At 60.5% G+C, this 22,627-nt stretch carries 17 protein-coding genes and 1 pseudogene; 7 read left to right on the top strand and 11 right to left on the bottom strand.

Annotated elements, in window-relative coordinates:
- Positions 1-60 precede the first annotated feature (60 nt).
- The 6 genes from BFL40_RS23945 to BFL40_RS23920 all read left to right on the top strand — a co-directional run bounded on the left by BFL40_RS23945 (position 61) and on the right by BFL40_RS23920 (position 6,479).
- Entirely contained in the window at positions 61-1,251 is a 1,191-nt protein-coding gene (locus tag BFL40_RS23945) for a CaiB/BaiF CoA transferase family protein (protein WP_071486255.1), read from the top strand.
- Between the two features lie 14 nt (positions 1,252-1,265).
- Positions 1,266-2,231 carry a hydroxymethylglutaryl-CoA lyase gene (locus BFL40_RS23940; RefSeq protein ID WP_071486254.1) on the top strand — a complete coding sequence of 322 codons (966 nt, stop codon included), beginning with the start codon at positions 1,266-1,268 and terminating at the stop codon, positions 2,229-2,231.
- Positions 2,228-2,623 (top strand): VOC family protein, encoded by a 396-nt coding sequence (locus tag BFL40_RS23935; protein WP_071486253.1) that lies wholly within the window; start codon positions 2,228-2,230, stop codon positions 2,621-2,623. Before BFL40_RS23940 ends, BFL40_RS23935 begins: the two co-directional genes overlap by 4 nt.
- A complete protein-coding gene (locus BFL40_RS23930) occupies positions 2,620-3,561 on the top strand; it encodes a D-2-hydroxyacid dehydrogenase (RefSeq protein WP_071486252.1) in 942 nt (313 codons plus the stop codon). Before BFL40_RS23935 ends, BFL40_RS23930 begins: the two co-directional genes overlap by 4 nt.
- A 42-nt stretch (positions 3,562-3,603) precedes the next feature.
- Complete coding sequence (locus BFL40_RS23925) at positions 3,604-4,914, top strand: dicarboxylate/amino acid:cation symporter (RefSeq protein ID WP_071486251.1); 1,311 nt, start codon at positions 3,604-3,606, stop codon at positions 4,912-4,914.
- 203 nt (positions 4,915-5,117) lie between these two features.
- Entirely contained in the window at positions 5,118-6,479 is a 1,362-nt protein-coding gene (locus BFL40_RS23920) for an LLM class flavin-dependent oxidoreductase (RefSeq protein WP_071486250.1), read from the top strand.
- A gap of 16 nt (positions 6,480-6,495) precedes the next feature.
- Here BFL40_RS23920 and BFL40_RS23915 read toward each other — a convergent pair whose 3' ends face one another.
- Both BFL40_RS23915 and ssp4 read right to left on the bottom strand, forming a co-directional pair.
- Positions 6,496-7,002, bottom strand: a complete 507-nt coding sequence (locus tag BFL40_RS23915) for a hypothetical protein (RefSeq protein WP_083374554.1) — start codon at positions 7,000-7,002, stop codon at positions 6,496-6,498.
- Positions 6,999-7,913, bottom strand: a complete 915-nt coding sequence (gene ssp4 / locus BFL40_RS23910) for an Ssp4 family T6SS effector (RefSeq protein WP_071486248.1) — start codon at positions 7,911-7,913, stop codon at positions 6,999-7,001. The genes BFL40_RS23915 and ssp4 overlap by 4 nt, the downstream gene beginning before the upstream one ends.
- Positions 7,914-8,098: 185 nt before the next feature.
- Here ssp4 and BFL40_RS23905 point away from each other — a divergent pair, with 185 nt between their 5' ends.
- Complete coding sequence (locus BFL40_RS23905; protein ID WP_071486247.1) at positions 8,099-8,587, top strand: Hcp family type VI secretion system effector; 489 nt, start codon at positions 8,099-8,101, stop codon at positions 8,585-8,587.
- A gap of 30 nt (positions 8,588-8,617) precedes the next feature.
- On the opposite strand, the gene BFL40_RS23900 is transcribed toward BFL40_RS23905, so the two are convergent.
- From BFL40_RS23900 to BFL40_RS23860, 9 genes and pseudogenes are all read right to left on the bottom strand, one after another.
- A complete protein-coding gene (locus BFL40_RS23900) occupies positions 8,618-11,128 on the bottom strand; it encodes a fimbria/pilus outer membrane usher protein (RefSeq protein ID WP_071486246.1) in 2,511 nt (836 codons plus the stop codon).
- 84 nt (positions 11,129-11,212) lie between these two features.
- Positions 11,213-11,953 carry a fimbrial biogenesis chaperone gene (locus tag BFL40_RS23895; protein ID WP_071486245.1) on the bottom strand — a complete coding sequence of 247 codons (741 nt, stop codon included), beginning with the start codon at positions 11,951-11,953 and terminating at the stop codon, positions 11,213-11,215.
- A 74-nt stretch (positions 11,954-12,027) separates the two neighbouring features.
- Complete coding sequence (locus BFL40_RS23890; RefSeq protein WP_071486244.1) at positions 12,028-12,633, bottom strand: fimbrial protein; 606 nt, start codon at positions 12,631-12,633, stop codon at positions 12,028-12,030.
- Positions 12,634-12,828: 195 nt separating this feature from the next.
- Positions 12,829-13,476: a response regulator gene (locus BFL40_RS23885; protein ID WP_071486243.1), complete on the bottom strand. Its 648-nt coding sequence runs from the start codon at positions 13,474-13,476 to the stop codon at positions 12,829-12,831.
- A 67-nt stretch (positions 13,477-13,543) separates the two neighbouring features.
- Positions 13,544-16,698 (bottom strand): annotated as a pseudogene (locus BFL40_RS23880) (hybrid sensor histidine kinase/response regulator).
- Positions 16,699-16,780: 82 nt separating this feature from the next.
- A complete protein-coding gene (pvrR, locus tag BFL40_RS23875) occupies positions 16,781-17,974 on the bottom strand; it encodes a response regulator cyclic di-GMP phosphodiesterase PvrR (protein WP_071486242.1) in 1,194 nt (397 codons plus the stop codon).
- The gene (locus BFL40_RS23870) at positions 17,961-20,759 is read right to left on the bottom strand and encodes an ATP-binding protein (protein ID WP_071486241.1); all 2,799 of its coding nucleotides are present in this window, start codon (positions 20,757-20,759) and stop codon (positions 17,961-17,963) included. Before BFL40_RS23870 ends, pvrR begins: the two co-directional genes overlap by 14 nt.
- A 57-nt stretch (positions 20,760-20,816) precedes the next feature.
- Positions 20,817-21,800 (bottom strand): fimbrial protein, encoded by a 984-nt coding sequence (locus BFL40_RS23865; RefSeq protein WP_071486240.1) that lies wholly within the window; start codon positions 21,798-21,800, stop codon positions 20,817-20,819.
- Positions 21,801-21,823: 23 nt separating this feature from the next.
- A complete protein-coding gene (locus BFL40_RS23860; RefSeq protein ID WP_235864685.1) occupies positions 21,824-22,504 on the bottom strand; it encodes a fimbrial biogenesis chaperone in 681 nt (226 codons plus the stop codon).
- Positions 22,505-22,627: the final 123 nt, after the last annotated feature.

Below are 22,627 nucleotides of genomic sequence, written 5' to 3'. Positions count from 1 at the left end.
ATCCGCCGGGTTTGTGTCGATCATCGAGGTCATACACCCCCAACAAGAACGGAAAACGTCATGCGTCTACCGCTGCAAGGTCTCAAGGTCGTAGAGCTCGGTCAACTGATTGCCGGGCCCTTCGCGGCAAAAATGCTCGGTGAATTTGGCGCCGACGTTGTGAAGATCGAACCCCCTCTCACTGGAGATCCGTTGCGCAAATGGCGTTTGTTGCACGACGGTACCTCGGTCTGGTGGGCTGCGCAATCGCGTAACAAACGCTCGCTGACCCTTGATCTACGCCAGCCAGAGGCTCAACAGGTGGTTCGCCGGTTGGTAGCCGGGGCTGATGTGCTGATCGAAAATTTCCGCCCCGGCACCCTGGAAAGCTGGGGCCTGGGTTGGGACGTGCTGCATGCGCTGAACCCGAAGCTGATCATGCTGCGCGTTTCCGGTTATGGCCAGACCGGCCCGTATCGCGATCGCCCCGGCTTCGGCGTGATCGGCGAGGCCATGGGCGGGCTGCGCCATCTTTCCGGTGAGCCGGGACGCACGCCAGTGCGGGTTGGTGTTTCCATTGGCGACTCACTGTCGGCGCTGCACGGGGTGATCGGCATCCTGCTCGCCCTGCGCCATCGCGAGCAAAACGGCGGTGAAGGCCAGCAGATCGATGTGGCGTTGTACGAGTCGGTGTTCAACATGATGGAAAGCCTGTTGCCTGAATATTCGGTGTTCAACACGGTGCGCGAACCCGCCGGCAGCAGCTTGCCCGGTATCGCCCCGACCAATGCTTATCGTTGCCGTGATGGTGGTTTCGCGCTGATTGCCGGCAATGGCGACAGCATCTATCAGCGCCTGATGGAGGTGATCGGCCGTAAGGACCTGGCCGCCGACCCTGCGTTGGCGCAGAACGATGGTCGGGTGCTGCAAGTGCAGCGTATCGACGCCGCCATCTGCGAGTGGACCGCACGTCTGCCCCTGGATGAGGTGCTGTCGGTCCTCACCGACGCACGTATCCCCGCCGGCAAGATCTACAACGCCGCCGACATCGCCCATGACCCGCATTACCGTGCGCGCGAGATGTTGCTCGACAGCCATTTGCACGACGGCACGCCGGTGACCTTGCCCGGTATCGTCCCCAAGTTGGGCGCCACCCCCGGTCAGGTCACACGCCCGGCGCCAACCTTGGGCCAGCACACCGCTGAGATCCTGGGCGAGCTGGGTATCGACACAGCACAGCAAGCCGACTGGCGCCAACGCGGCATTATTTGAACCGGAGAAGTCCCATGAGACGTCTGTTTTTGCAGGAAGTCGCGACCCGTGACGGCTTCCAGAACGAAGCACGCTTTATCGACACCGCCGACAAAGTCGCGTTGATCGACCAACTCAGCGTCTGTGGTTTTGCCAAGATCGAAGTCACCTCGTTCACCTCGCCCAAGGCGATTACCGCGCTGCGCGATGCCGAGGCAGTGATGCACGGCATTCGCCGCAACCCGGCGGTGGAATACACCGTATTGGTGCCGAACGTACGCGGTGCCGAGCGAGCGCTGGCCTGCAACATCGACGAAGCCAACCTGGTGATGTCGGTGAGCGAACCCCATAACCGTTCCAACCTGCGCATGAGCCGTGAGCAGTCCTTTGCCCAATTGCGCGAGGTCTTCAGCGTGATCGGCGGCCAGGGCCCGGTAGCGATCAACGTGTCGCTGTCCACTGTGTTCGGCTGCCCGATGCAGGGCGATGTGCCGGTGGGAGAAGTGCTGCATTGGGTCGAGCGGTTTGCCGAGCTGGGCGCTCGTGGCGTGACCTTGTGCGACACCACCGGCATGGCCTACCCGAGTCAGGTCGAAGCGTTGTCGCGCGCGGTGCGTGAGCGTTTCCCGGCGCTGCAATTGACCCTGCATTTTCACAACACCCGCGGCATGGCGCTGGCCAATGCCTTGGCGGCGATTGACGCCGGTATTGACCGCTTCGACGCCTCGCTCGGCGGCCTCGGCGGTTGCCCCTATGCGCCCGGCGCCAGTGGCAATGTGTGCACCGAAGACCTGCTGCACATGCTGCAACTGATGGGCTTTGACACCGGCGTCGACCTCGACCGCGTCCTGGCACTGGCTGCGCAGTTGCCGGGGCTGATCGGCCATGACGTGCCGAGCCAGGTGCTCAAGGCCGGTAAACGCCTGGACCTGCACCCCATTCCCGCCCATGTCGCCACCCTGGAAAAGCAGGTGGCTAACACCCTGGAGCTGCGCCCATGATCGACCATCTTGACCACTTGGTACTCACCACCTTCGACCCGGTCGCCGCCGAAGATTTCTACGTGCGCGTGATGGGCATGCAGGTGCAGACCTTCGCCGGCGGGCGCAAGGCCTTTGCTTTCGGCCAGCAGAAAATCAATCTGCACGTGCGCGGCCATGAGTTCGAGCCCAAGGCACACCTGCCGGTACCGGGGGCACTGGACCTGTGTTTTATCGCCTCGATTGCCCTGGATGAGGTCATCGCCCATTTGGCGCGGATCGACTGGCCGATCATCGAAGGCCCGGTACTGCGTACCGGCGCCACGGGGCCGATCCGCTCGGTGTATGTGCGCGATCCGGACCTTAACCTGATTGAAATCTCCGAATCCGTACAACCGGAGAGCGCCCGATGAATGTGGTGTTTCTCGACAGCGACACACTGCCGCTGAATCTTCTCGTGCCGGAGTGGGTCACTGACTGGCAGGACCGTGCCGCCACGTCAGCCAACCAGGTGGTACAAACCGCGCTGCATGCCCATGTGCTGATCACCAATAAGGTGCGCATTGGCCGCGAAGAGCTTGAGCAATTGCCGAATTTGCGGTTTATCTGCGTGGCGGCCACCGGTTACGACTGCATCGACCTGGTGGCTTGCCGGGAGCATGGTGTCCAGGTCTCCAATGTGCCGGCGTACTCGGCGCAAAGCGTCGCCGAATCGGTGATTGCCTCGGTCTTCAACCTGCGCCGACAGTTGCTTGCCTACCGGCATGCCGCTCGCCACGACTGGCCGACATCGCGACATTTTTGCGTGCACCGCCAGCCGATCCAGGATGTGCAGGGCAGCGTGCTCGGTATCGTCGGCAAAGGCGCTATCGGTCTCGCCACTGCACGCCTGGCCAGTGCTTTGGGGATGCGCCTGCTGTTTGCCGAGCACCGCGGTGTGACGGCGGTTCGCCAGGGTTACCAGGCGTTTGAAACCGTGCTGGCGCAAAGCGATGTGATTTCCCTGCACTGCCCACTCACTGAACACAACCGCCACCTGATCGGCGCTGCAGAACTGGCGCAAATGAAGCCCGGCGCCTTGCTGATCAACACCGCGCGTGGGCCGCTGGTGGATGAGCTGGCCGTGCTCGAGGCCCTCAACCGTGGCCGTCTGGGTGGCGCAGCCCTTGATGTGCTGTGTGAAGAACCGCCGCCTGCCGCTCACCCGCTGCTCAACAGCCGCCACCCCAGCCTGATCGTCACGCCCCATGTGGCCTGGGCCAGCCAGAGCAGCCTGCAACGCCTCGCCGACGGCATCCACGCCAACCTGCACGGTTACTACGCCGGGAGCCTGATCAACCGCGTGGCATAGCCTCTCCCATAAAAAGGTCCACTCATGAAAACAATAACAACCATGATTTCGGAACAACCGCCACGCCCATCACGCCTGCGCCGCGTGTTGCGTCACCTGTATGTGCAGGTGCTGCTGGCGATCATCCTCGGGGTGATCGTCGGGCATTTTTACCCCAGCGTCGGCGAGCAGATGAAGCCTCTGGGCGATACGTTCATCAAGCTGATCAAGATGCTGATCGCGCCGATCATCTTCTGCACCGTGGTCAGTGGCATCGCCAGCATGCAAAGCCTCAAACGTATCGGCCGGGTGGGCTTCAAGTCGCTGCTGTACTTCGAGGTGCTCACCACCTTGGCGCTGGTGATCGGGCTGATGGGTGTGAACCTGATGCAGCCTGGTGCGGGCATGCATATCAACCCGGCGACCCTGGACGGCCAGGCCGTTGCCGGTTACAGCAAACTGGCTCATGAACAAAGTGTGGTGGGGTTCCTGACCCATATCGTGCCGAGCACGGTGTTCGGCGCGTTTGCCGAGGGCGACATCCTGCAAGTGCTGTTTATCTCGATTTTGTTTGCCTTCGCCTTGCAGATGCTTGGCCCCATCGGCAAGCCCTTGCTGAACTTGATCGACCTGGTGGCCCAGGCGTTTTTCCGCATGGTCAAGATCGTCATGTACGCCTCGCCACTTGGGGCGTTTGGCGGCATGGCCTTTACCATCGGCAAGTACGGGGTGGGGTCGCTGGGTGCCTATGGCAACCTGCTGATCTGCTACTACGTGACGGCCGTGTTTTTTGTGTTCGTGGTGCTTAACCTGGTGGCGCGCCTCGCGGGGTTCAGCTTGTGGCAGTTCCTCAAGTACATCCGCGATGAGCTGTTCCTGGTGCTGGGCACTTCGTCCTCGGAGTCGGCGTTGCCGCGCCTGATGGGCAAGCTCGAACGCCTGGGCTGTGAGAAATCGGTGGTGGGGCTGGTGGTGCCATCGGGCTATTGCTTCAACCTCGATGGCAGTTGCATCAACATGACGGTGCTGGCGATTTTCATCGCCCAGGCGTTGGATATTCCCCTGGACCTGTGGCATCAGGTCACCTTGTTGCTGATCCTGCTGCTGACCTCCAAGGGCGCCGCCAGCGTCACCGGTGGCGCCTTCATTACCCTGGCGGCCACCCTCGGCAGTCTGGATGTGATCCCGGCGGCGGGCTTGGTGCTGGTGCTTGGCGTGTACCGCTTTATTTCTGAAGGCGGCGCGTTGATCAACGTGATTGGGAATGGGGTTGCCACCTTATTTATCGCCAAGTGGGAAGGGGCGCTGGATGAGGAAAAATTGGCATCCGAGCTGCGCAATGGCTGTGCCAAGGAGGTAGAGGCACAGGCATGACTGAGTTGTCGCAAGACAGCCCCAAGCCCACTGGCCCACGAATGCCAGGGGCTTGGGTTTTCATGGTTATGCGATAGTTGAATGTTGTTGCTTTAAAGTAATCAATAGTTTTGATAATTAGCATAGACCTACAAAGCCTTTCACAAGCCACTCGCGCGAGTATTAAGTTCAGCCTCCACTGCCATCCACGGAGGATCAACTCAATGTCCACATCACCCCGGCAACTCAAGTTCGGCGCCATTCTTACCGGCGTCGGCACCGCGCAAAACGAATGGCTGCACCCGCAAATCCCTGGCGATGCCAGTGTGGACATCGACTGGTACCGCGCCCAGGCACAGCAGGCGGAGGCGGCGAAGTTTGACCTGGTTTTCATTGTTGACAGCCCTTACATCACCCCCGATTCCGCACCGCATTTTCTCAACCGGCTGGAGCCGCTGACGCTGTTGTCCGCCGTCGCCGGTGCAACGTCGAAGATTGGCCTGGTGGCGACCCTCACCACGTCCTATACCGAGCCCTTCAACGTGGCTCGCCAGTTTGCTTCGCTGGATTTGATCAGTGGCGGCCGTGCTGGTTGGAATGTGGTCACCACTGGCCTGGAAGGCGCTGCCGGCAACTTCGGTCGCGAGCAGCATATCGACCATACCGAGCGCTACCGGCGGGCGGCGGAACACCTGGAGGTGGTGCAAGGCTTGTGGGATTCCTACGAGGATGACGCCTTTGTGCGTGACCGGCAGACCAAGGTGTTCCTCGACCCGCAGCGCCAGCATCGCCTCGATCACCACGGTGAGTTTTTCTCGGTGACCGGGCCGTTGAACATCGCGCGGTCGGCCCAGGGCCAGCCGGTGATTTTCCAGGCGGGGATCTCCGAATCCGGGCGCAGCCTGGCGGCAAACTACGCCGAGGGCATTTTCGCCGGTGTCGGCAACTTTGAAGATGCCCAGGCCTACTACCGCGACATCAAGCAACGCACCGCAGCGGCCGGGCGCAACCCTGATCACGTGACCATCCTGCCGGGCATTTCGCCGATCATCGCCGACACCGACGAACAGGCCCGGGCCATCGATCGGGAGCGCAACGGTGAACTCGACTTGAACAAGGCGCTGGTCCAGTTGGGGCGGCCGTTCAACTACCACGACTTCACGCAGTACCCGCTGGATGCACCCTTCCCGGACCTGGGTGACTTGGGCAGCAATGGCTACCGTGGCCACGCCGAGAACATCAAGCAGGTGGCCCGCGACCAAGGCTTGACCTTGCGTCAGGCAGCGCTGCGTTTTGCCAAGCCGTTCTCCAGTTTTGTCGGTTCACCCAAGACCGTGGCTGATGAGATCGAGCGTTGGTTTGTCGAAGAGGCGGTGGATGGTTTCAACATCCATGTGGGGGCCCCGGATGACTTCGCGCGCTTTACCGACCAGGTGTTGCCGCTGTTGCGTGAGCGTGGGTTGTTCCGCCGCGAGTACAGCCACAGCACGCTGCGCGGGCATCTGGGGTTGCCGGTGCCGGTGAATCGGCACACCGCCGCGCGGGCTGAGGCGGCAGTGGAGTCATTGCAGGCAGTCGGGGCGTAAATGGGTGGAGCTTTGGCTACCACCATTTCCAGCGGCCCTGCTTTTTCAGGGGCGCGATGATGTCTTGGCGTTTTTTCCGGATCTCGACCATTTTGTGGCGCATTTCGCGGCAGCGGTTGCTGTTGAGGATGAGCAGACCGATCAGGGAGCTGAGGAGGGCCATGGAGTAGAGATAGGCGTTGGGGCGGTAAACGATTGTGGGGAGTGAGGCCACTAAGCAGATGAGATAGACGCTGACGTTTATCCAGACCCATTGAATACGCCCATACAACACTTCTGCTTTGGCCAGGGCGAACACGCCACCTAAAACCATGATGCCCCCAAAAACTGTCTTGGCTACAACGTCTACGGCGTAAGTAGAGAGATAGGTGAGCATCGCAAGTATTGCTGTCAATGCAATCGAACCGCATCCGGCAAGAAGGTCGCCTGCGATAACCGGCATATACCGCCTGAGCAATCGCCAGGGATCTTCAATAAACGCTGTTGAGTAATGGTGGGTTTTTATCTTGCTTCGGTTACTCACTGACGGTATTCCTCGTAGATGCCTACGGCCAGTGTTTTGACGTTTCCGTTCGTTGCACTGCTGGTGAAGCTCAGCGAGGCGGCTGCGGCCTCCAATATATGGACGACGGTCGCCTTTTGCAGGTAGGCAGCGCTAATACGTTTGGGAGAACTGCCAGCAGCTTTTTCCAGCTTGAGCAGTTTGGGCGTTAGCCTTGGGTCCCGGATTCTTAGTAACTCATTGTTGAGTTTTACGCGCTCCTGCCGAGTGAGTCCTTTGAGCATTTGGCGAGTCGTTTTCCCGGTTGCTTTCGTGGTTGTCGCGATCACTTTCATTATGACCAACGCTGACGTGGCCACCCCCAACAAAGCAATAGCGTCCAGTATGGCCGTTGCAGCCTCATACCAGGCTTCATTATCCAGATAGTCATTAAACTCGGGAAAAGCGGCCTCTGATCCTATCCGTACAACGCCGGCGATGCATTGAAACGTACCGGCAATAGCAGCAGCTTTTCCAATAAATGAAATAACCGCACTTGTCCCTGCTGTAAACGGCATCAATGCCACTCCACTCGTAACCACCACCCAACTCAATATTGCCCCCGTACACGTCACCGCTGTATTCATCACTTCAGCCACCAATCGCGACTGCCGCGGTTCATGCTCCAGCATCCGCTTGAACTCCGCAGGCCCGACATATCGAGGGGCTTCGCGCAGCACCACCTTCTTCGGCACCACACTGCAAATCGCCTGAAACTCACGCAATACCACCACGTTGAATTCCTCGTCGATGTACACAACCCCAGCGCCAATCAATACCGGGTCCGCGTCAATGGCAGAGAACAACCGGCGCAGATCCAGGCTGCTTTCAAGTCGTTGGCGTGTGGTGCGGTGGGCTGAGGGGAACCCATCTTTCAGCAGGGAAGCCGCCATTCCTAAACTCCTTTTATGCGGGAGCCGAGAGAGTAGAGACGGGCAGGCAGGGCTGAATGTCGGAAGGTTCGCCAATTCAGGTCAGGTGCTTCCTTATCCTGCTTTGGCGTCTTGTTAGCACCTGTCGTGTTAGTGAAAAGTGCGCGCCACGTCAGTACCGACGCCTACAGAGACAGGGAAGAACCATGGCAGTTGATATGTTTTTGAAACTGGGCGATATCAAGGGTGAATCACGGGATCAAGCCCATCGCGACGAGATTGATATCACCGAGTGGGCCTGGGGTTTGGCGCAGTCGGGGTCCATGCATAGCGGTACGGGCGGTGGTGCGGGCAAGGTCGATATTGCCAACGTGAACCTGAAAAAACCGCTGGATAAATCGAGCCCTAATTTGATGATGGCCTGTGCCAGCGGCAAACATTATCCCGAAGCAAAACTGGTGGTGCGCAAGGCCGGGGGAGCCAGCCCGGTAGAGTATCTGGTGATCACGCTCAAGGAAGTCATGGTGGTGTCTTACAGCGCCAGTGCTGAAAACAACGCCGACGTGTTGCATGACAGCTTCGCCTTGAATTTCGCCACCGTCGACGTCAGCTATCAGCCGCAGAAAGCCGATGGTGGCAAGGACGGCGGGCCGGTGAAGTTTGGCTGGAACATCCGACAAAACGTCAAAGTCTGATGCCCAGTTGGTGTCGGCCAGGACGCTTCGTCAAGGGGTGCACACCAACGCCTGGCGTTCATAGTTCAGCGCTTTGTTCTGCGGTGGCAGCGCATAGGTTGCACTGCATTGTTGCTCGCCCCACTTGATGGTCAGGGTGCCTTGGTCTTGTTCCACCAACGCCAAAGCATTGCCATTGGGATCGGCAATCGCCAGTTGTTTACCAGAGGCGTCCTCCAGCGACGCGCCAAACGCTAATGGCTGGTGTTGCGCATCAAACAGCTCAAACAACACGCGTCGCCCGGTGGTCCCACTGTAATGCGCGACCACGATGGCACCTCGGCGCGGTACCAACTGCTGGGAGGCGTTGGTGATTTCTACATCCCCGCCCAGGTCGCGGGTGTCCAGGCTGATCCAGTTCACCCGGTAGGGTTGCGCTGTGGGGATCACCGCATAGCCGTTGTAACCAGTCTCCACCCCGCTGTAGCTGCTGATCTTGGCACCGGAGATGCCCGGCACTTCGGCCAGTGCGAAGGTTTCACTGACCGTCTGCCCCAGGTTGATCCCACCCGCGTGGGCCACCACGGAACCGGCAAGGTTGAGGTTCTGCGAATTGTAGCCCTGGCCCTGGCTGTAGCCGAGGCTGACGTCCGCTACGGAGGTGCGGCTGTTGATATTCACCGAGCCCGAATCGCCACTGGTATCGCTGTGGCCGGCCTGCACCGAATAGAACGTGTCACTGGTATCGGCGACGTAGCCGTTGATGCCGGCTTGGGTGGTGGTGTCGCCGTGAGTGCTGCTGGTGGTGACAAACGCGCGTGGCGCGCGGGCCTGGCTTCCCAGCGGGAACGAGATGGACAGGTTCACCTGGGTGTCGCTGCTCGGCTCGCCCCAGGTGACGATTTGTTTGGTGCGCGTCACTCCCAGGTTGTAGCTCAAGTCGCCCCAGTTACTGGTGTAGCCAGCGGAAAAGCTCTGCGAGCCCCCGCGGTTCCAGTAACGCTGATCGCTGGCGTTCATGTACAGGCTGCCGAACTCGTTGTTGCGGCCGATGCTCTGGTTGATGGTCAAGTCGGTACGGGTTTTCGAATTGCCGGTGCGCACGCGGGCGCCTTCGCTGATGTCTTCGACATGGTCGGAGAGGCTGCGGTAGCCCTCGGTGGAGTAGCGGTAGGCGGCCAGGGTGAAGTTGGTGTCGGTGCCGGCGAACGTCTTGGCATATAACGCCCGTACGCTGTTGCCCTGAGTGCTTTGGCCACGGGCTTTGCTCGACGAGTGGGTGACATCCAGCGACACCGCGCCCAGCGAGGTGTTCTTGCCGGCACCGAGCGACAACGCGTTGTAATCCTCGCTGGCTTGCACGCCGACGATGCCACTGAGGTTGCTGGTCAAGCCGTACGCCACGGTGCTGCTGATAAAGCGCGGCGTCGCCAGGCCTTCGGCATTGCTGTTGAAGGTACCCGCCGAGACGCTGTATTTGACCTGGCCTTCACGCACCATGATCGGCAGGCTGGAAAACGCCTGCCGGGTCACGCGGCGGCTACCGTCGGCTTCGATCACGGTGATTTGCAGGTCACCGTTGGAGCCGCTGGGGTAGATGTCGTTGATCTCGAACGGCCCCGGCGCCACGTTGGCGGTGTAGAGAATGTAGTCATTCTGACGGATTTCCACCGTCGCGTTGGTCTGCGCCACGCCACGAATCACCGGCGCATAACCGCGCTCGCTGTCGGCGCGCATGCCTTCGTCGGACGCCAATTTCAGGCCGCGATAGCGCACGCTGTCGAACAGGTCGGTGTCGGAAAAAATTTCACCGGCGCTGAACTGGCCCTTGATCGCGGTCACGTCATGTTGCAGGTACGTGCGGTTGCTGGTGAAGGTGTTCGGGCGCCCGGTGCCGCTGCTCAGGTTGGACTCGTTGCGCAGCCGCCAGGCACCCAGGTTGATGCCGTTGCGCAGGCCCAGGTTGTTGGTGGTGCGGGTTTTATAGTCGCCTGCGGTACGGCTGCTGTTGAGCTGATAGTTGATGAACGCGGCAGGCACGCCCTCGTCCCATAATTGTGGGTCGACATACCCACGCAGGCCACGCTGCATGGCCGCTTGCGGGATGCTTGCAAGCAAGCGCAGGCGGCTGCTGTCGTAACGCACGCTGGCCTCTTCGATCAGGCCCGCCAGGGGGTAGCATTCCAGTGGGTGTTGCGGGTCGACTTTGCCTTCGGTCTGCAAGCGGGTCATGTCGATGCCCAACTGCTTGAGCAGGTCGAGGGTCAGGCAGGCTTCGACGCGGCCGGTTTGCGGGTTACGCTTGAAGTCGATATCGCGCCGTCCCACCAGCACTTCGTTGCTGTACAGGTCGACGCGGTAATTGCCCGGCAGCACGCTGTTGGCCGAGAGCAACTGCTGCAGGTCGACCGATGACTGCGAGCCCTGCAGGAACGTGGTGTTGAAGGTTTCCGCAGCGTCATCGGCCATCGCCAGAGCCGGCAGGCTGGCGGCAATCGCCAGCGACAGCTTCTTCAACTTCAGTGCACAACGTGCGGGCCTGGTGCTGGAAAGAAAAGACATGCGAAGACCTATGACATCCAGATCAGCGAACAAGCGGGCACGCAAACGCGCCGGCGAAGTACGCCTGAGGGTTAGCGGAAATGCTTAGGGGTTCAGAAGTGATTCAGTCGCGTACACGGCCGTGGAAGCGCCGCTGGACAGGCGCGCCGAGTACTGATTCTGCGCGCCGTAGTCATTGATGCTGGAGAACGACAGTTGCACCGGGCCGTTGGCGGGCGGGGTGTTGAGCGGGAACTGCTTTTGCTCGCCGGGCGCAATCATCGTGGAGTCACTGGCCAGTTGCGCCTGCACTTTGATGTCGGCCATGGACACGTGATACAGCGTCGGGTTTTTCACCTGCAACAGTGTCTGCGTGCCGTGGCGAACCAACGCCCATTCAAGCTGCGCCGGGGCTTGCAACGCCGTGCCGGACAGGCCGGCGGGGCGGTAAAAAATCTTGATGCGTTGGCGGATTGCCAACTGCAAGGTGTTCTCGGCCGCACTGGCCTTGGGGATCTCCTGCACATTGAGCCACACCACAGATTCTCGGTCCGTGGGCATGCCGGTACCTTCGTACAAAATGCGCAGCAGTTGTTGCTCTTTGGCAAACACGCGTGCCAACGGCGGGGTGACGGCAAACGGTGCACGGCTGCCGCTGGCATCGTTCATGTCGACCCAGGACTGAACCAGCACATCCTGGTTACCGTTGCGCACGGTGATATTGGCTTCCTTGTGGTCGCCATCAAACACGATGCGGGTGGCATTCAATGAAATGCTGGCGCTGGCCGGGGTAGCCAAAAGCATGCCCAGCAGCCCCAGGCACGCGGCAATAGTACGAGGCAGCATGAGGTTTATCCGGTGGAATCAAAAGGAAATGGCGAGGCCAAGTGGCCTCGCGCGCTCGGTTCACAGACGCCGAGTTACTCGTATTGCAGGATGAACGGCAGGGTGGCATCACCACGACCGGCAACGGCCGAACCGGCAGCACCGGTAGTGACGTAAGCGGCCGCGAAGCTCAGGGTGGCGTCGCCGCCCTCGGTGCCTTGACCGTGCATGGTGCTTTCAATGCGCGCGGTGGTTGGCGAGCTGAGGTTGATCAGGCCGCCGTTGCTGTCGAGCAGGGCGATACCCACGTTTTTCGCCGACGCCGAACCTGCGTTCAGAGCCAACACGTTCTTGCCGGTGACCAGGCCCGAACCGCCGTTGTTGGCATCAAAGATCATCGCGACTTTGGTGCCCTGGTTGCAGTTGACGTTCAGGTTAAAGTCTTTGGCAGTCACGCGGCCGGCGGCCGGGTTTTCTGCGGTGCCCATGTCCTTGATCGAAACGTTGCCCATGTCGACCGAGATGCTGCGATCGGAGTTGGCACCGTCTACCGAACATGCGTCGTTGTTGATCACGCCGGTGAAGGTGATTTTGCCGCTGCCACCCAGGGTTGGAGTGGGCGCTACCGGGTCATCGGCAAACGCACTGCCGGAAGCGGCGATAATGGCCGAGGCGATAACAGCCAGGGAAAACTTCTTCATGATGATGTCCATAAGTGTTAGTTGGAAAATGCTGTTGTTGAACTGCCAGGAAAGAGTAAGCGGCAAAGGCGGGCGGGCGAATAAGACGATTCTTATAAGCCGCGAAGCAGACGGGCCAATGGCCCTGAAACGTAGGCGGGAGCGTAATAAATAAAGGGCAAAGCCATTGCCAGGGAATGGCTTGCAAGTGGTGCGTTAGTTAAAAATGTTGCGCGCCAGACAATAAGCCAACAGGTCCTGGTCACTGCTGACTTCAAGTTTGCGCATGGCCGAAATTTTTTGTGCGCTGATGGTTTTCGAACTGCGGCTCTGGCAACGGGCAATATCACTTACGCTCATGCCGGAAATAAATAAGCGCAGGATCTCGAACTCTTTGGGCGACAAGGTGGAAAAGCGTTCGTCGATGGCGGTGAGCGTCTCGATCACCGAGGTTTTCGGCGGTTCCAGACTGCGATAGGCGCCTTGTTGCGCAATGGCCTTGAGCGCGAGCTGAATCTCAGTGTGCAACTGGCTCTTCTGGATGATGCCCACCACCCCCAGTTCCTGCAGACGGGTGAGAATCAGGTGATTGGAAATCATCGTCAGTATCAGAATCTGCACCTGCGGGAAGTGCCGTTTCAGGTACTCCACCAGCTTCAGGCCATCGCCATAGGGCGAGTCGCCCGGCATGTTGTAGTCGGTGATCACAATGTCGGCGCCCTGGCGTTGCAGCAGCTCGATCAGGCCCGCCGAGCAGACGGCCTCGCCCACGACCTGAAAGCGCGTATCGCGCTCCACCAGTTCGCGTACCCCGAGCAGCACGATCGGATGATCGTCCGCGATAACCACGTTGAATTTTTTCATAAGGGCCGTCCGTAATGCCGGTTCAAGTGAGGGAATCGTTCCCGGGCTGAAGTTCAGTGCTCAGTCGTCACGTGAGTGTCTCCAGAACGGTCGACAGCCGCTGTGCCACTGCCTTTACCTTGAGCACCAGCACGGCGTCCAGACTGCCACGATTGAGTGCGTTTTCCAGCTCGATACAGGCCTGGGCCAAGCTCAGTGCCTGCACCGCGCCGAGTGCGCCGGCGGTGGCGTGCAGCAATTGGCCGAGGCGATGCGCATTACGCTGCTCCAGCGCCTCATCGATGCGTTGCAGGTCTTGCTGCAGGCTGCTGATGAACAGCGGGCGCATCGTGTCCGACATTTGCACGCTGTCATCGAACCGCTCGGTGGGCGGTTCGATCGGGCCCCTGACCTTGCACAACTTGACCAACTGGGCGCGCAAGGTTTGCAGGCTCAAGGGTTTGACGATCCAGGCATTCATTCCCACGGCCAGGCAACGCACGCCTTCCTCACGCATTGCGTTGGCGGTGACGCCAATGATTGGCAATTGAGGGTCATGCTCGCGCAGCGTCCTGGCCAGTTCATAGCCGTTCATCAACGGCATGTTCACGTCGGTCAACACCAGGTCGAAGGCCTGCGGTTGCCAGCGCTGCAACGCCTGCTCGCCGTTGGCGTCCAGGGTGACCGAGCAGCCGAGTGCCTGCAGTTGTTCCTTGATCACCGCCTGGTTGACCGGGTTGTCCTCGGCTACCAGGATGCGCAGCCCCAATTGCCCGGCGCTCTGTGGCCGTGCTGTTAGAGGTGGCTCATCCAGGCCATGCTGTGCCAGTGAAACGGTGGCGGCGATCGCGCGCACGTCATGCATATCCACCACCCAGCCCTGTTCCGTGCGCAATGGCGGGCTGTGTGCGTCAGGCACACACAAGACGCGCTGGCCCGCCCAAGGACGGGCGCTATCGTTGGGCAGCACATCCACCAGCACCCCGCGCTCGCGGTGCGGTTCCTGTGTGGGCGCGGCGAGGGCAGCGGTGACCCCCAGGCGATTGAGCCAGTCACACAGCGATTGCGCCAACTCGCGCACCGGCGCCTGCACAGAGACCGAAGTCGCGCAGGGTTCGATCAGCGGCATGTTGGGCAGCACGCCGGCGCTCAACGGCAAGCGCATTTTCAAGGTAAAACTGCTGCCCAAGCCAGGCTCACTGACCACGCGGATTTCGCCGTCCATCATCTGTGCCAGCCACCGGCAAATCGGCAGCCCCAAGCCGGCGCCGCCTTCACTGGCGGTGTCGGGGGCCTGATAAAACAGGTCGAACAGCTTGGCTTGCTGCGCCTCGGGGATGCCCACGCCGGAGTCGGTGACTTGCCATTCCAGGTCGACGCCCTCGGTGTCGCGTGCGGCCACCCTGGCGCGGATGACTACGCGCCCGACGTCGGTGAACTTGAGGGCATTGCTCACCAGGTTGTTGAGGATCTGGCGGATGCGCATCGGGTCGCCCACTACGCAATCCGGCAGCCTCGGGTCGATGCAACTGTAGAGTTGCAAGCCCTTGCGCTGGGCGAACGCTGCGTAGGTGTGGAGGGTGTCTTCAAGCATGTCCAGCGGGCAGAACTCCACGGCTTCGATTGCCATCTGCCCGGACTCGATTTTCGAGACGTCCAGTACATCGCTGATCAGCTGGAACAGTGTGGCCGACGAGCGTTGGATGGTGTGCAAGTAAGCATGTTGCTGCGGGTCCAGTTTGGTCAGCCCAAGTAATTCAAGGGTGCCAAGCACGCCATACAACGGCGTGCGGATTTCATGGCTCATGGTCGCCAGGAACAGCGTCTTGGCTTCATTGGCAGCATCGGCGGCGCGGCGTGCGTTTTCCAGGGCCGAGGCGTCGTCGACATGCCGGGTGATATCGTTGAACGCATACAGGCGCACGTCCTCGGATTGATAACGCGTGGACACAAAGCCGATCTGCAGGTGCCGGCCTTCGATTTCAAGGTGGGTCTCACCGCTGTCGGCGCTGTCGTGCACACCGGCCAGGGCCGCCACCAAGCGTGCGGTGCCAGGCCATTGCTGGGCGCGCTGGTTTTCGATCAACACCTGACCGTCGCTGCGGCGTACCACGCACAACCCGGTGGGGGCGGTGTCGATGATCACGCGGCTGAAGGCCACACTTTCGGCGATACGTTCGTGTGCCAGGCGTGCAGGCGTTATTACTTGGTGCCGATGCCAGCGGTTGCCGGCCCAGCCCAGGGCAATCAGGCTGCCAAAAACAGTGCCAGGCTGCTCAGCGGCCACAGGGCATAGTGGAAGAAATGTGCGTAACTGAGCACGTAAACCGCGCTCCAGGGCTGTTCACCGGCCTGGGTGATCTTGAATTCAAAGCCGTCTGCCTTGAAGTGCACGCCGTCGCTGAGTGAGGTCCCCAGGGCTTCGGTGCCATTCAAGGTCGTGCCGTCGGGCGCGATCAGGGTGAAGCGGTCGAACGCCGAGCGGTCCAGCGCACGCTGTATATCATCGACTTGAGTCAGGTCGAGCAGGGTGCCGACCACTGTCTGGCTCTTGCCGTCGAGTGGAATGCCGATGTACGCCAGCAGATGTTCGGGCTCAGGACCTGCCTGCCAATACACGCGATCCTGTTCCAGTACCTGGGGCGTCTGCGCAAGGGTTTCCTGCACCGCGTTGACCAACCCCGCCGGGTTGCCGGCGTTCGTCGGGCTGTCGCCGTGACGGTAGCCCATGGACGGAATGGTGATGGTGTAATTGGCCTGGCGATTGGACACAAACGTTTGTGGCGCCTCGTACGGCGAAGACGACCAAAAGGCGCTGTAGTAACTGGTGAGATGGGCGCCGAGGGCGAAAATCTGCGGCCTGGCGGCGAGGCTGACCAACTGTTCATCGAACTTGACGCTGAACGGCACCGAGAACGAGTACTTTTGGCCTTCGTACAGCGTGCGGCGGGTATCGACCATCCGGCTTTTCAGGCTGACCTGAACGTGGGTGTCCCGCAGCAGTTCAGCCTGGATACCCGGGTGCGCCAGGGTCTTGAGGTACGTTTCCTGCTGCTCGAGGTTTTCCATCAGGCGCACGAAATGAAAACGCATGGCGCCGTAGCGGGTATCGATGGCCCGTTGCACCGACCAGAAATTGGTGAGACCGAGCAGCAACACGAGCCCGAACATCACCATCAGGCCTTTGTTCAAGCGCAAGGAGCTGCGAGTAAAGGCTTCGAGAACCGCGTTGTTGTGCTTCATCAGGGGGGTCCGCAGGCGGAGGAAAAATCGGCACTGGCTGGAGCTTACTCCTTATATCGGGCAGATAATCCATGGCCGGCTGCTAGTGAGATGTCGCGGGGCCATCATTGTTCAAAAGTTGCTGAAATTGTTCAGAAGAGACGGCGTGGGAGATCAGAAACCCCTGCACCTGGTTGCAGTCGATCTTGCGCAAAAGCGCCAATTGTTGGGGGGTCTCGACGCCTTCGGCGACCACGGTCAAGCCCAGTTTTCGTCCCAGCGCAATGATGCTTGCCAACGCCTGCGCCATGCCTTCGTTGTCGTGGCTGCCCTGGACCAGTGCCTGGTCGATCTTGAGTTCGGTAAACGGCGTCGACACCAGGTTGAGGTACGAGCTGTAGCCTTTGCCGAAGTCGTCCTGGGACAACCCGAAGCCCTTGATGCGCAAGCGACAGGCGCCGGCGTAGAAGTTGCTGATGTCTTGCGGCACCGAGCACTCCATCAACTCGAAGCAGATCATTCCCGGGATGCCATCGTAGTGCAGCACGAACTCCAGCAAGCGATCAGCCAGGTCATGGCTGTTGAGCAGGTGCGTGGGCAGGTTGATCGACACCGGAATTTCGTAGCCGCGCAGGCGCCAACGTTCCTGGGCGTGGATCGCCTGTTTGAGTACCAGCCATAGCAGGCGCTCTTCCAATTCGAACGCCTTGATGGCTGGCAGGAATGCGGCGGGCAGCATCACGCCCTGCTCGGGGTGCATCCAGCGTACCAGCGCTTCGGCAGCGACAATGCGCCCGTTGGCCAAGGATTTTTTCGGTTGAAACCAGGCCTGAAGCTGGCCGTTACCCATGGCTTGGACCAGCGTGTGACGGTCGATGTCCATGTGTTCGGACAAGGCGGGGGAGGGTTTGCGCACCTTGTTCTTGAGTTGATCCACCAAGCTGCGCAACGCGTCGGCGGCGACCGGCTTGGAAATCAGCCCGATGACTTCCACGTCGAGGTTCTTGGCCACCAGGCTTGCCGCCATCAACATACGCCGCGATGCCGCGCTCATGATCGCCAGGGCCGGCTTGCACCGCAGATTGGCCAGGCACTGGATAAACTGTACGCCGTCCATGCCGGGCATCAGCAGGTCGGTCAGTACCAGGTCGAAATCCCGTTGGCGCAGACGCTCCAGCGCTTCTTTGCCATCCTGGGCGGTTTCGAGCATGAAATCCCCCAACTCACTGAGCAGGTGCTGCAGGTAGATGTGCTGCAGGGGATGGTCCTCGACAATCAAAATACTAAGAGGCTTCATGGGTGATCCGTGCATAAGGCGCCAGGGAGTTGAATAGAGCTCGCAACGCAAAGGGTTTGACCAGGCAATGGTTCATGCCGGCGGCCAGGCACAGGTCGGCCTCGCCGCGCATGGCGTTGGCGGTGGCCCCGATAATCGGCAGCGGGCAGCCCTGGCGCCGCAGTTCGCGCGCCAGTTCATAGCCGTTGATGTGGGGCATGTTCACGTCCGTCAGGACCACGTCGAAATGGCCGGCGCTGTACAGCTGCAGCGCTTCCTGGCCATCGGCTGCCAGCTCCACGGTGCAGCCGAGTTCTTCAAGTTGGTCGCGCAAAATCAGTTGGTTGATGATGTTGTCCTCGGCCACCAGCAGGTGCAGGTTGAGCTTTTGCAGATCACGCTGGCGCGTCGGTTCATCGGCGCGGGCCACCCACAGCCCTTGGGCCTGGCTGACCGCCTGGTGAATCGCACCCAGGTGGTTGAGGTTGACGTGCCACGCACCCACATCGGCTTCCGGGGTGTTGCAGGCGTTGCCGCTCACGTGGATCACCGGGCCGGACCAGTCGGGTGCCAGCAACGGATCGACGCTGCCGGGGTGCAACTGCAGCAATAGATGATTGTCCGGCAGCGTCGGCAGGCCGCTCTGCGCACGAGCGCCCCAGCGGCGTAACCAGCCGCTGATGGCGTGTGCCAGTTCCGGGATAGGTGAGGCGACGTAAATGGTCTCGGCCAACAAAGGTGTCATCGGCGCGGTGGGCGCTTCTTCCAGCGGCAAGGTGAGGCTGAAACTGCTGCCCAGGCCCAATTCGCTGACCATGCGGATATTGCCGTTCATCAACTCGGTCAGGCGCTGGCAGATCGGCAGGCCCAGGCCGGTGCCGGCCACCACGTTGGTGTTGCCTTCGCTTTGGTAGAACGGCTCGAAAATCAGCGCCTGGTCTTCCTGGGTGATGCCTTTGCCGGTGTCCGAGACTTGCCACAGCAGGCTGGAGCGCTCGCCGTCGCGGCCCAGTACTTTGACCCGCAGCACCACGCGCCCGTAATCGGTGAACTTCACCGCGTTATTGAGCAAGTTGTTCAGAATCTGGCGAATACGGGTGACGTCGCCAATCAGCCGTTCCGGCAGCTTTGGGTCGAAGCAGGCGTAGAGTTGCAGGCCTTTACCCTGGGCCGCTGCGGCGTGGCCCTGGATGATTTCGTGCACCAGGTCCAGTGGCGAGAATTCGCTCAGTTCCAGGGCAAGCTGCCCGGCCTCGATCTTTGATACGTCGAGCACGTCGCAGATCAATTGCAACAACGTCGAGGACGATCCCTCGATGGCATGCAGGTAGTCCTTTTGCTGGGCATCCAGTTGCGTGCGTGCCAACAGTTCCAGGGTGCCGAGCACGCCATACAACGGCGTGCGGATCTCATGACTCATGGTCGCAAGGAACAGGGTCTTCGCGGCGTTGGCCGCATCCGCCGAGTGCCGGGCTTCCTCCAGTGCGGCCTCGACCTGCTTGCGCGCACTGATATCGCTGAATGCACAAAACAGCACGTCTTCGCCTTTGTAGCGGGTCGGTGCGCTGCTCAGGTACAGGTGACGGCCGTCGACCGTTTCAAAGTAATCGGAGCGCTCGCCCGGGTCGCCGGCGAAGGCTTGTTCGATCCACCCCGCGCGCAAGGCTTCGCGTTCCGGACCGTCTCCCAGCCATTGCTGGGCCAGGGTGTTTTCCAATACCACTTGGCCGTCGGTACGACGCAGCACGCAGAGCGCGACCGGAGCGGTCTGGATCACATCGCGGCCGAATGCCTCGCTTTCGATCAATGCCTGGATACGATGGATCGAGGGCATGATGAAGCGCTGGTCGACGCGCCGCATCAGCAGCCAGATCAGCGTCAGGCTGAGCAGGCAGAACAGCAGTGAACCGAGCAGCTGTTTCCACAAACCGGTCACCACCGCGCGCAGGTCGATGGAGTACATCAGTTGCCACTCCGACGATTTCAGGTGCTTGCGAATCACCAGGTGGTCGGGCAGGAAGCCGCTGCCGACGAACCCGAAAAAACTGTCTTCCCCAGGCCTGAGGCGTTGCTGGCTCAGGTGTGGGTCGACGCTGTTGGTGAACACCAGCAGGCCCTGGGAGTTAAGCATCATGAACTCGCCCGCACTCTGGTCGCTGAGGGTCGAGGACACCTCGCTGCTCTCCATTTCCAGGCCCAGCCAACCCGACTCGGCATCGCGTTCGTCCAGGCGGATAAAAATGTACAGGTGTGAGTGATGCTCGGTCCTGTCACTCAGCCATAACTCGTTGAGTGTCGCCGGGTCGCTGTGCTGCAGGGCCTTGAGGCGGTTGAGCATGCACTTGGAAATTGGCAACACCCGCGCAGTCGCGTCGTACAGCCGAGTGACCTGCGGGTTGGGGCCGACGTTCACGTAGAGCAGGTTCAGTTGCTTGGCTTTAAGGTAGTTGCGCATGCGCGCGGTCAGCCAGATGCTCCACTGGTTGCCCGGCGTGTCACCCAGCAATAGGTGCTGTTCTTCATCCGAGGGCGGGTAGGTTCTGGACTGCTTGCGTACCGCTGACAGGCTGAGGCTTTCGAGCAGGGCCTCGCGGTTGGTGAAAAAAGTGTGAGCTTCGGCGATGGCGCTGCTCATATAGCCGCGTCGCTGGGAAATATCGTTGTTGAACGTGGACAGCAGGAACGTATAGACCCCGCTGAGGATGCCGATGAGTAACACGGTGGCGAAAATACGAAGCAGCCTTCTGGCTGCTTCGGGTCGGGAGAGGAGGGGGTTGATCTGGAGCAGATAACTTTTCAATCGCATCGGCAGACTTTAATTGCCTGCCGGTGGCGATGGCATAGGACGATTCTTAAAAAGTGGCTATTTGTAATACATGTCGACCACCACGGCGGCGTCGAATGCGCCGGGGATCGGCAGGGTGCGCCATTTCAGATCCGCGCGAAATTCATCGTGGCTCTGGCCCAGCCTCATCAGCTCTTGCAACGTGAACCAGTTGTTGAAAGGCAATTGCTGTTGGCTCTCGGCGCGGGACAACGAGATCCCCACCGAACTGTTGTTAGCCGGCACCAGCAGCCCATTGATCAAGCTACCGCCCCCCGGCGTGGTCGCGAAGCGTGCGCTGACGGTGTAGGGCGTGTCGCAGCCCTTGCGCAGGCTCAAGCTGAAGTTCGCCGTGCTGGCGACTTCACCGATCGAAGCTTTGCGCGACGGTGTGGGGAAGTTGACCACGCTGGGGCTGATGGTCAGCTCGGGGGTGCAAGGCACAAAGCGGATACCGTTCATGCCGGTGACCACGTAGTTGAAGTTGCTGTCGGGCCGCGAGTTTAGCCCGCGCACACCGTCCAGTTGGAACACGCGGTACGAGGTCAACTGGCTGGCCTGGCCGCTCGGTGGCGTGGGGTCGTACTTCTCGATGAATACGCTGAAGTTGAGGGTGAACCGGGCCTTGTCCCAGCCGACGCAGTTGGACAAGTTGCAGCCGCGGTCGGAAAAGAACCCCGTACCGACTTTGCCGGTGCTTTGGGTGATCGGCATATTGTTATAGCGGATGCCTACGCGGATACCCGTGCCGATGCTGACGCTGGCCGGGTTGACGTAGAAATACACTTCCTCGCGGCCATGGTTGTAGTCGTCCTTGCAAATCACATTGGTCGAGCGTGGGCCCGACTCCCAGATGATGGTGCCGTTGGGGGCGTCGGCAGCGACTGCCAGCGCGGTGCCCAGCGCCTCTGAGGTGATGATCGAGCCGCTGCCGTCCTCGCGACAGGCCAGTGCATAGCTGGTGCCGGGCAGGACGGCACACCCCAGCAGCAACAAGGGTAGAAAACGTTTGGTGAGTGACATAGGTGCAAGTACCCCGCGAGCTATCACTTGAGTGCCGCGCTGTGGCGGGCCTGCAAGCCGATATCGGTGATTTCGGTGAAGTGGAGAGTGACGCCTTTTGGCAGCATGCCGGGCGCGGTCAGGGTTTTGCTTTCCCGTGGCTTGAGCAGCAGGTAGTCGCTGAGCGCTTGAGTGTCTGTGTGCAGGTTCACCAGTGACAGGTGAAACGCGCTGGGATTGCTGACGGTGAGGGTGTGCCCATCGGTGTGCCAGACCAATTGCTGCACCGCCTCGGCCGAGCCGCCGGTGAGCTGCGGCGGGCGATAGAGCAGCTTGAGGCGCTGGCGTATCGCAAACTGCACGGCGTTGGGGGTTTGTGGCTTACGCGGGATTTCCATGATGTTCAGCCATAACAGCGATTCGCGGTCGTCAGGCAGGCCTTCACCGGCATACAGAATCCGCAATGGGTGATGCTCCCCTCCGCCGAGTTTCACCAGCGGCTCTGTCGCGGCAAACGGTACGTTGCGGCTGGTCGAGTCGTCCTCATCGGTGATCCAGGTTTGCACCACCACTTCCTGTGACGCCTGGTTGACCACGTTGATGGAGGCCGCCTTGTCCTGGCCAAAGTAGATCAGGCGCGTGCCTTCGATCTTCAGTGCTGCACGGGCGGACGGTGCGAGAGCGAGCATCGTGCCGGCGAGCAGCAGCATTCTGAACAGTGACATCAGCACAGGCGAATTCCATGGGGTGTTGGGGGACGCAAACCAGGGTAGAGGGAGATGCGCGCGAAGGCTTTCAGGCGATTCTTAAAAGTTGCTCGCTGCTTCGGGGTACCGTTTCAGAATCGC

Origin of the sequence: Pseudomonas costantinii, from assembly GCF_001870435.1 — a bacterium.
Classification (GTDB): domain Bacteria; phylum Pseudomonadota; class Gammaproteobacteria; order Pseudomonadales; family Pseudomonadaceae; genus Aquipseudomonas; species Aquipseudomonas costantinii.
Note: the sequence above shows the minus strand (reverse complement) of the source record. Positions and strands in the feature narration are given on the sequence as shown.

Coding starts and splice junctions, on each gene's coding strand:
- BFL40_RS23945 (WP_071486255.1), top strand. CDS start 61: ATGCGTCTACCGCTGCAAGGTCTCAAGGTCGTAGAGCTCGGTCAACTG.
- BFL40_RS23940 (WP_071486254.1), top strand. CDS start 1,266: ATGAGACGTCTGTTTTTGCAGGAAGTCGCGACCCGTGACGGCTTCCAG.
- BFL40_RS23935 (WP_071486253.1), top strand. CDS start 2,228: ATGATCGACCATCTTGACCACTTGGTACTCACCACCTTCGACCCGGTC.
- BFL40_RS23930 (WP_071486252.1), top strand. CDS start 2,620: ATGAATGTGGTGTTTCTCGACAGCGACACACTGCCGCTGAATCTTCTC.
- BFL40_RS23925 (WP_071486251.1), top strand. CDS start 3,604: ATGATTTCGGAACAACCGCCACGCCCATCACGCCTGCGCCGCGTGTTG.
- BFL40_RS23920 (WP_071486250.1), top strand. CDS start 5,118: ATGTCCACATCACCCCGGCAACTCAAGTTCGGCGCCATTCTTACCGGC.
- ssp4 (WP_071486248.1), bottom strand. CDS start 7,913: ATGGCGGCTTCCCTGCTGAAAGATGGGTTCCCCTCAGCCCACCGCACC.
- BFL40_RS23905 (WP_071486247.1), top strand. CDS start 8,099: ATGGCAGTTGATATGTTTTTGAAACTGGGCGATATCAAGGGTGAATCA.
- BFL40_RS23900 (WP_071486246.1), bottom strand. CDS start 11,128: ATGTCTTTTCTTTCCAGCACCAGGCCCGCACGTTGTGCACTGAAGTTG.
- BFL40_RS23895 (WP_071486245.1), bottom strand. CDS start 11,953: ATGCTGCCTCGTACTATTGCCGCGTGCCTGGGGCTGCTGGGCATGCTT.
- BFL40_RS23890 (WP_071486244.1), bottom strand. CDS start 12,633: ATGAAGAAGTTTTCCCTGGCTGTTATCGCCTCGGCCATTATCGCCGCT.
- BFL40_RS23885 (WP_071486243.1), bottom strand. CDS start 13,476: ATGAAAAAATTCAACGTGGTTATCGCGGACGATCATCCGATCGTGCTG.
- pvrR (WP_071486242.1), bottom strand. CDS start 17,974: ATGAAGCCTCTTAGTATTTTGATTGTCGAGGACCATCCCCTGCAGCAC.
- BFL40_RS23870 (WP_071486241.1), bottom strand. CDS start 20,759: ATGCGATTGAAAAGTTATCTGCTCCAGATCAACCCCCTCCTCTCCCGA.
- BFL40_RS23865 (WP_071486240.1), bottom strand. CDS start 21,800: ATGTCACTCACCAAACGTTTTCTACCCTTGTTGCTGCTGGGGTGTGCC.
- BFL40_RS23860 (WP_235864685.1), bottom strand. CDS start 22,504: ATGTCACTGTTCAGAATGCTGCTGCTCGCCGGCACGATGCTCGCTCTC.